5 protein-coding genes are annotated in these 6,045 nt (G+C 61.3%); all 5 read right to left on the reverse strand.

What is annotated here, in order from left to right:
- Positions 1-105 precede the first annotated feature (105 nt).
- From alaS to thpR, 5 genes are read right to left on the reverse strand one after another with little or no spacing between them, the layout of a single operon-like run.
- Entirely contained in the window at positions 106-2,754 is a 2,649-nt protein-coding gene (gene alaS / locus DTF_RS0120530; protein WP_035058422.1) for an alanine--tRNA ligase, read from the reverse strand.
- Positions 2,755-2,766: 12 nt separating this feature from the next.
- The gene (locus tag DTF_RS0120535) at positions 2,767-3,225 is read right to left on the reverse strand and encodes a regulatory protein RecX (RefSeq protein WP_027716843.1); all 459 of its coding nucleotides are present in this window, start codon (positions 3,223-3,225) and stop codon (positions 2,767-2,769) included.
- Positions 3,222-4,367, reverse strand: coding sequence for a type IV pilus twitching motility protein PilT (locus DTF_RS0120540; protein WP_027716844.1), 1,146 nt, complete (start codon positions 4,365-4,367; stop codon positions 3,222-3,224). The genes DTF_RS0120535 and DTF_RS0120540 overlap by 4 nt, the downstream gene beginning before the upstream one ends.
- 6 nt (positions 4,368-4,373) lie before the next feature.
- Positions 4,374-5,396, reverse strand: coding sequence for a recombinase RecA (recA, locus tag DTF_RS0120545; RefSeq protein ID WP_027716845.1), 1,023 nt, complete (start codon positions 5,394-5,396; stop codon positions 4,374-4,376).
- 52 nt (positions 5,397-5,448) lie between these two features.
- Positions 5,449-5,967 carry an RNA 2',3'-cyclic phosphodiesterase gene (thpR, locus tag DTF_RS24875; protein ID WP_051361526.1) on the reverse strand — a complete coding sequence of 173 codons (519 nt, stop codon included), beginning with the start codon at positions 5,965-5,967 and terminating at the stop codon, positions 5,449-5,451.
- Positions 5,968-6,045: the final 78 nt, after the last annotated feature.

The following is a 6,045-nucleotide window of genomic DNA, read 5'->3' on the forward strand; positions in this document are numbered from 1 at the left end:
AAATGACAACCCCGGGGGCGCATCATCTGCAAGCCCCGTCAGCGAGGCCGCTTCTGCATCATTTCTGCATCGGGGAAAGTATAGCACTTTTCCCGCCGACAATAGCTAGCCTACCATCATGGCCTCGACCAGTTCGTCGGCCGCTGCCAGGGCATCGTCCAACTTCCCGGGCTGGCTGCCGCCGGCCTGAGCCATATCGGGCCGGCCGCCTCCCCGGCCGCCCACCCGCTCGGCTAGTTCCTTGATGAGTCTGCCGGCGTGGAGACGCTGGGTCAGATCAGAGGTGACGGCGACCAAGAGGTTGGCCTTTCCGTCAATTTCACACCCCAGGACGATAACGCCGGAGTGGAGTTTTTCCCGGAGCCGGTCCGCCATCTCCCGCAGCCCCTTGGCATCCGTGCTTTCCACCCGTACCGAAAGCACCTTGACTCCCTTCACCTCCCGGGCCTGATCCAGCAGCTCTCCGGCACGGCCGGAAGTGAGCTTGCTCTGCAGCGCAGCCAATTCCCTCTCCATCTCCTTCTGCTGCTCCAGAAGCTTCTGCAGGCGGGTCTCCAGGTGGCCGCGATCGCTTTTGAGCAGGACCGCCATGCGCTCCAGAGCCTGTTCCTGTTCTCTGACGATTTCCAGCGCCCGGGCTCCGGTGACCGCCTCGATCCGCCGTACGCCGGCGGCGATTCCCGTCTCCTGCAGGATCTTGAACAGACCGATGTCGCCTGCCGCCGTGATATGGGTGCCGCCGCACAACTCGGTGCTGAATTCGCCCACCTGGACAACCCGGACGGTCTCTCCGTATTTTTCTCCGAACAGGGCGGTGGCTCCGCTGGCGATAGCCTGCTCGGCGGAGGTCTCCTCGGTGGACACCGGTTCGTTCTCCCGGACCCGCCGGTTGACTTCCTTTTCCACCCGCGCGATCTCTTCGGGGCTCAGTGCCGAATAGTGGGTGAAATCGAAGCGCAGCCGCTCCGGAGTGACCAGAGAGCCCGCCTGCTTGACATGATCACCCAGGATTTCGATGAGGACCGCCTGCAGGATGTGGGTGGAGGTGTGGTTCAGGGCCGTGGCCTGGCGGATAGCGGCATCCACGAGCAGGTCGGCGGCATCTCCCTTCCTAAGAACACCGGAGACGACTTCTCCGACATGGATCGTCAGGTCCGGAAGGGGTCTTCTGGTATCGATCACCTTGATCCTGGCTTCGCCGGTGCGGATCTCGCCCTGATCGCCGACCTGGCCCCCCGACTCGCCATAGAAAGGGGTGGTCGAAGTGATGATTTCAACCTGCTCGCCTTTTCCTGCCTCGGCTACCGGGAGGCCTTCCTGGAGGATGGCCAGAACGACGCCGTAATCGGTCAGGGTGTTGTAGCCGGTGAATTCGCTGCGGATGTTTTCCTCGCGCATCTGTCGGTAGACGGCGGAAACAGCCTCCTCGCCGGAGCCTTTCCAGTGTTCGCGGGCCTGCCGGCGCTGCTGCTCCATGCATACGTCGAATCCTGCTTCATCAAGGGAGAAGCCTTCGCTCTCGACGATATCGGCGGTGAGGTCGACGGGAAAACCGAAGGTGTCGTAGAGGCGAAAGACGATTTCGCCGGGAATGACTCTCAGGCCGCCTTTTTTGAGTTTGGCCACTTCTTCGTTTAGGATGCGCAGGCCGTTGTCGAGGGTCTGGATGAAGCGCTCTTCCTCGTTCCTGACCACTTTGGCGACGTAATCCGCCCTTTCCGCCAGTTCTGGATAGGCGCCGGCCATCGATTCGATGACATAGCGGGCGCTACGGTACAGGACCGGCTCGGCGAAGCCGAGCATCTTGGCGTGGCGGGCGGCGCGGCGCATGATCCGCCGCAGCACGTAGCCGCGCCCTTCATTGCTCGGCAGGACGCCGTCGCCGATGAGAAAGGCCGTGGCCCGGCTGTGATCGGCGATCACCCGCATGGAGACGTCGTCGGAATCCCTGGTTCCATAGGTTTTGCCCGAGAGCTTCTCGACGAAGGCGATGATTCCGCGCAGCAGGTCGGTGTCGTAGTTGGACTTCACCCCCTGCATGACGGTGCAGATGCGCTCCAGTCCCATGCCCGTATCGACGGACGGCTTGGGAAGCGGCGTCAGGGTGCCGTCGGCGCTGCGGTCGAACTGCATGAAGACGTTGTTCCAGATTTCCATGTAGCGGTCGCAGTCGCAGCCGACGCCGCAATCCGGATTTTCGCAGGCCATCTCCGGGCCATTGTCCCAGAAGATTTCCGTGCAGGGGCCGCAGGGGCCTGTATCCCCCATCGACCAGAAGTTGTCCTTTTCACCGAAGCGGAAGATCCTCTCCCGCGGCACGCCTTCCTGTCGGTGCCAGATCTCGGCCGCCTCATCGTCCTCGGTGTAGACGGTCACGTAGAGAAGGTCCTTGTCCAGCCCGAGCTCCCGGGTGAGGAAATCCCAGGCGAAGGCGATCGCTTCTTTTTTGAAATAGTCGCCGAAGGAGAAATTGCCGAGCATCTCGAAGAAGGTGTGGTGGCGGGCGGTGCGGCCGACGTTCTCCAGATCGTTGTGCTTGCCTCCGGCCCGCACGCACTTCTGGGAGCTGGCGGCCCGGGTGTAATCGCGCTTCTCCCGCCCCAGAAAAACGTCCTTGAACTGGTTCATTCCGGCGTTGGTGAAAAGCAGGGTCGGATCGTTGTGGGGGATGAGAGAGGAGGAGGGGACGATCGTGTGGCCCCGTTCCTCAAAATAGCGCAGAAAGCGGCTGCGGATTTCATTGCCGGTGTGCATGATGGGATTCTTCTACCTTTCTTCCTTCAGAAATGAAAGCACCAAGGAGAGGGGAAACCCCCGGCGCAGAAAAAAATTGACCGCCCGCCGCCGCTGCCTTTCATCGGCGCTCGCGTAGGAGAAATCGGGAAACCGAAGGCGACGAAGATCCGCGAGGAGTTCTTCCTCGCTGCATTCCCGTTCCGCTTCCTCAATGGCCGCCAAAGCGGCGGCTTCATTCACACCGCGCGCCCTGAGATCGGCCAATATCCGTCGACCCACCGCCCGGCCGCTTCGCATCAGAGAGCGGGCCCTTTCCAGGGCGAACCGTGCATCATCCACATATCTCAGGTCCCTGCAGCGCTGCAGCGCCGCCTCGATGCTTGACGGGCTGAAACCTTTTTTCCGGAGCCGCTCGGCGAGTTCCGCCTCGCTGTGTTCCCGCATGGTCAGGAGCCGCAAGGCGGCCGGCAGGGCGTCAGATTCTTTCACGACGGATCGGTTGCTTCCTTCTCCGCCGAGTTCCCGTCCTTTTCGAAGTCTTCCCAGGAGAGATCGGAGGTGGAGGAAATCCCGGACATCTTCAGCTTGAAATCGTCCGGATTGGAGGCCTGTCGCATGGCTTCCTCAAAGGTGATGAGCTTGCGCTTCAGCAGTCCCATGAGGGACTGATCGAAGGTCTGCATCCCGTAGGCGACAAACCCCTGCTGGATAGCCTCCCTGATCTGCTTGGTCTTTTCCTTGTCGTCGATGAGTTCGCGGGTGCGCGCGGTCGACCGCATGATCTCGATGGCCGGCACCCTCCCCTTGCCGTCGGAGCACGGGACCAGGCGCTGGGAAATGACCGCCTTGAGGACCGCCGAGAGCTGCAGGCGGATCTGTCTCTGGTGGTAGGGAGGAAAGACCGCGACGATGCGGTTGATGGTTTCGGTGGCATCGATGGTATGGAGGGTGGAGAGAACCATGTGGCCGGTTTCGGCGGCGTGAAGGGCTGTCTCGATCGTTTCCTCGTCCCGCATCTCCCCCACCAGGATGATGTCCGGATCCTGGCGCAGAGCGCTTTTGAGAGCAATGGTGTAATTTTCAGTGTCGGAGCCCACTTCCCGCTGATTTATGATGCTCTTTTTGTCCCGATGCAGGAATTCGACGGGATCCTCGATGGTAACGATATGGCTGGTGCGATTAGCGTTTATGAAGTCGAGGATGGCGGCCAGAGTGGTCGATTTTCCCGAGCCGGTGGCTCCCGTCACCAGCACCAGGCCGCGCTCTTCCATGGCGATTTTCTTGATCACCGACGGCAGGTTCAGGTTGTCGATGTCAGGGATGTCGACGGGGATGACCCGAAAGACCATGGAGATGGTGCCGCGTTGGGTGAAGACATTGACGCGGAACCGCCCCAGTCCGGGGACCCCATAGGCCAGATCGACTTCCCGGATTTCATCGAAGCGGGCACGCTGGCGCTCGTTCATGATGTTGTGGGCGATCTGGCGAATGACGTCCGGAGCGATGCGCGGAGCCTTGGGCAGAGGGCGCAGAGCCCCGTCGATCCGGTAGATCGGGGGAAGTCCCGCCTTCAGGTGAATGTCCGAAGCCCTGGATTTCAGGGCCACGGAAAGAATGTCGTTCAATTCCATCGATTCTTACGCTCCCTCGGCGACCGCTGTCGGTTCCTGCAGCCCGAAGTGTTCGAGGATCTTCCCCTCGACCGCCTGGGCCATATCGGGGTGCTCCTTGAGAAACTGTTTGGCGTTTTCCCGGCCCTGGCCGATGCGCTCATCTCCGCAGGAGAACCAGGCGCCGCTCTTATCGATGATGCCGGCCTCCACGCCCAGGTCGACGAGGTCGCCTTCCCGAGAGATGCCGGTGCCGTACATGATGTCGAATTCCGCTTCCTTGAAGGGGGGGGCAACCTTGTTTTTGACCACCTTCACCCGGGTGCGGTTGCCGATCACATCCTGACCCTGTTTGAGGGAGGCGATCCGGCGGATGTCCATGCGAACCGAGGCATAGAACTTGAGGGCGTTGCCCCCGGTCGTGGTTTCGGGGTTTCCGAACATGACGCCGATTTTCATCCGGATCTGATTGATGAAGATGACGCAGCAGTTCGACTTGCTGATGGTGGCCGTCAGCTTCCGCAGGGCCTGGGACATGAGCCGGGCCTGGAGACCCATATGGGAGTCGCCCATTTCCCCCTCGATTTCAGCCCGCGGAACCAGAGCCGCCACCGAATCGACCACCAGCACGTCGATGGCGCCGCTGCGCACCAGCACTTCGGTGATCTCCAGGGCCTGTTCGCCGGTGTCGGGCTGGGAAACCAGCAGGTCGTCTATCTTGACCCCGAGCTTGCGGGCGTAATGGGTGTCGATGGCATGTTCGGCATCGACGAAAGCGGCAATGCCCCCTGTCTTCTGGGCCTCGGCGACGATATGGAGGGCGAGGGTGGTTTTGCCGGAGGACTCAGGGCCGTAGATTTCGATGATCCGTCCACGGGGGACGCCGCCGACGCCCAGGGCGACATCGAGCGAGAGCGCGCCGGTGGAAATGGCCTGGACCCCGGGCAGGGGTGCGTCCTTGCCCAGACGCATGATGCTGCCCTTGCCGAACTGTTTTTCAATCTGGCCCATGGCCAGGTCGATGGCACGATCGCGGTTGCTGTCCGCCATGATATTCTATCCTCCGGTTGCATGTTTAAAAAGTGAGGTGCGAGGAGAAGCCTCACACCTGGCCTGCCAGCGCGACGGTTTTCAGGGGCAGGTGAAGCGCCCCCGAGGGCTGGAGGCGGCTTTCGAAAAGTATCAGTCTGTCTGCAGGCATCGTTCCGCCGGAAAAGTCTTGATAGGGCTTGAGAACCTCTTGAGCCGGAGGCAGCCGGCGCCGGGCTCGTCCCAGTGTCAGGTGGGGCTTGAACCGCCTCTCCTCCGCAGGGACCCCGATTCCTTCCAACTCCCCCTCCAGGACTGCGTGCAGGTTCCGGAGCGGCTCGTCATGGCGGAGGCCGAGCCAGATGACCCGGGGACGGCCAGCGGAGGGAAAGGCGCCGACCCCTCTGGCTTCTATCTGGAAAGGAGGGAATAAGCGTCCTACGGATAGCATAACTTCCCCTATTCTATCAAGGGTTTCTTCATCGATGGAAGCGAAAAACCTGAGGGTCAGATGCATTCCTTCGGAGCGGACCCAATTCATCCCCGGCAGGGATTCGGCCAGCGTTCTCTGAACCTGCGCGGCCTTCTTCATCGACCCCTCTGGCTTCTATCTGGAAAGGAGGGAATAAGCGTCCTACGGATAGCATAACTTCCCCTATTCTATCAAGGG

Source organism: Desulfuromonas sp. TF, from assembly GCF_000472285.1.
In the GTDB taxonomy this organism is placed as follows: Bacteria; Desulfobacterota; Desulfuromonadia; order Desulfuromonadales; family ATBO01; genus ATBO01.

Bases quoted from the DNA above. Each gene is read 5' to 3' on its own strand.
- DTF_RS0120540 (WP_027716844.1), bottom strand. From the start codon at position 4,367: ATGGAATTGAACGACATTCTTTCCGTGGCCCTGAAATCCAGGGCTTCG.
- recA (WP_027716845.1), bottom strand. From the start codon at position 5,396: ATGGCGGACAGCAACCGCGATCGTGCCATCGACCTGGCCATGGGCCAG.
- alaS (WP_035058422.1), bottom strand. From the start codon at position 2,754: ATGCACACCGGCAATGAAATCCGCAGCCGCTTTCTGCGCTATTTTGAG.
- thpR (WP_051361526.1), bottom strand. From the start codon at position 5,967: ATGAAGAAGGCCGCGCAGGTTCAGAGAACGCTGGCCGAATCCCTGCCG.